Origin of the sequence: Streptomyces sp. NPDC007907 (assembly GCF_042959365.1) — a bacterium.
Classification (GTDB): Bacteria; Actinomycetota; Actinomycetes; order Streptomycetales; family Streptomycetaceae; genus Streptomyces; species Streptomyces indiaensis.
On sequence record NZ_JBIBKR010000023.1, the window covers coordinates 1 to 2,396 of the forward strand.

The following is a 2,396-nucleotide window of genomic DNA, read 5'->3' on the forward strand; positions in this document are numbered from 1 at the left end:
TCGGGGGAGTGGGGTTGCACGTTTTTGAAGGTGACGCCGAGTCATCTGGGTTTGCTGGGTGATCTGGCGCGGGGCCGTCAGTTGTCGGGTGATGTAGTGGTGGGTGGTGAGGCGCTTTCTGGTGAGGTGGTGCGGCGTTGGCGTGAGGTGAATCCTGCGGCGAGGGTGGTGAATGAGTACGGGCCGACCGAGGCGACGGTCGGTTGTGTCACGTATTCCATTCGTCCCGGGGATGATTTCTCGGCTGCCGGTGTGCCGATCGGGGCGCCGATTGCGAATACGCAGGTGTTTGTGCTGGATGCGGGTTTGCGTCCGGTGCCGGTGGGTGTGGCGGGGGAACTGTATGTCGCGGGCGCGGGGCTGGCGCGGGGGTATGTGGGGCGTCCGGGGTTGACGGGTGAGCGGTTTGTGGCGTGCCCGTTCGGCGGGGTGGGTGCGCGGATGTATCGGACCGGTGATGTGGTGCGGTGGTCGGCCGGGGGCCGGCTGGAGTATCTGGGGCGTGCGGATGAGCAGGTGAAGATCCGCGGTTTCCGTGTCGAGCCGGGCGAGGTCGAGGCGGTGCTGGCCGCACATCCGCAGGTGGCACAGACCGCGGTGGTCGCCCGTGAGGACGTTCCCGGGGACAAGCGCCTGGTGGCCTACGTCGTGGGGGATGGGGCCCCGGCCGAGCTGCGTGAGTACGTGGGTGAGCGGTTGCCGCAGTACATGGTGCCCTCGGCGGTCATGGTCCTGGATGCGTTGCCGTTGACAGTGAACGGCAAGCTGGACCGCAAGGCGCTTCCCGCACCGGAGTATGTGAGCGGCGGAGGCCGGGGCCCCGCGACCGTGCAGGAGGAGATCCTCTGCCAGGCCTTCGCCGAGATTCTGGGTCTGCCTGCGGTCGGTGTGGACGACGACTTCTTCGCGCTGGGTGGTCACTCGTTGCTGGCGACGCGGTTGGTGAGCCGCGTGCGTGCGGTGCTGGGTGTCGAGGTTGCGCTGCGGACTCTCTTCGAGGTGCCGACGCCGGCAGGGCTCGCGGCCAGGCTCGGCCAGGCCGAAGGGGCGCGTCCGGCTCTGGTGGCCGGGGAACGTCCGGAGCGGGTCCCGCTGTCCTACGCGCAGCGCCGCCTGTGGTTCATCAGCCAGTTGGAAGGGCCGAGCGCGACCTACAACATCCCGATCGGCGTGCGGCTGACGGGGGCGCTGGACCAGCACGCGTTGGAAGACGCGCTCCGTGACGTCCTGGAACGGCATGAGGTGCTGCGGACGGTCTTCGCGGTGGCCGACGGAGAGCCGTACCAGCGGATCCTGCCGGTCGAGGAAAGCGGCTTCGCGCTGACCGTCACGGACGTGAGCCCGGAGGACGTGGACGTGGACGCGGCTGTGGCGGAGGCGGCGGGGTGCGCCTTCGACCTCGCGGAGGAGATCCCTGTCCGGGCCCGGTTGTTCAGGCTCGGACCGGATGAGCATGTGCTGATGTTGGTGGTGCATCACATCGCGGGTGACGGCTGGTCGATGGGGCCGTTGGCACGGGATGTGTCGATGGCGTACGGGGCACGGTGTGTGGGGCGGGCGCCGGGGTGGGCGCCGTTGCCGGTGCAGTACGCGGACTACGTGTTGTGGCAGCAGGAGGTGTTCGGGTCCGAGGAGGATCCGCAGAGCGTGCTGTCCCGTCAGGTGGAGTTCTGGCGTGAAGCGCTGGCCGGTGCCCCGGAGGAGCTGACACTGCCGTTCGACCGAACGCGCCCTGCTGTGGCATCACATCGGGGTGGCAGGGTGCGCTTCGTGCTGCCCGCCGAGGTGCACCAGGGGCTCACCGGACTGGCTCGGGAGTCCGGAGCGAGTCTGTTCATGGTCGTGCAGGCGGCCTGGGCGGCACTGCTCACGCGGCTGGGTGCGGGGACCGACGTGCCGATCGGTTCGCCGATCGCAGGACGGACCGACCAGTCGCTGGATGATCTCGTCGGCATGTTCGTCAACATGTTGGTCCTGCGCACCGACACGTCGGGGGACCCGTCCTTCCGCGAGCTCATCGCCCGGGTCAAGGAGAGCGATCTGGCCGCTTTCGCGCACCAGGACGTGCCCTTCGAGCGGCTGGTGGAGGAACTCAACCCGACCCGCTCCATGGCGCGTCACCCGCTCTTCCAGGTCGTGCTGAGCTTCCAGAACAACCGCCCGGCCAGGCTCGAAATGGCCGGCCTTCGAGGCTCCGCTGCCCATGCGCAGTCGACCACGGCCAAGTACGACCTCGCGCTCTACATGGAGGAGCGGGAGGAAGGAATCGCCGGCGCGCTGGAATACGCCCTCGATGTATTCGATGCGGGGACGGCTGAGCGTTTGGTGGGTTGGTTCGGTCGTTTGCTGGAGGGTTTGGTTGCGGATCCTGATGTGCGGGTGGGGGGTGTGGAGTT

The 2,396-nt window shown here is 68.2% G+C and carries 1 protein-coding gene; it reads left to right on the plus strand.

All coding sequences use genetic code 11. From position 1 onward, the window contains the following. Positions 1-30 precede the first annotated feature (30 nt). Positions 31-2,396, plus strand: a 2,366-nt coding sequence (locus tag ACFZDI_RS35895) for a condensation domain-containing protein (RefSeq protein WP_391256761.1), incomplete at its 3' end; no start/stop codon positions are given.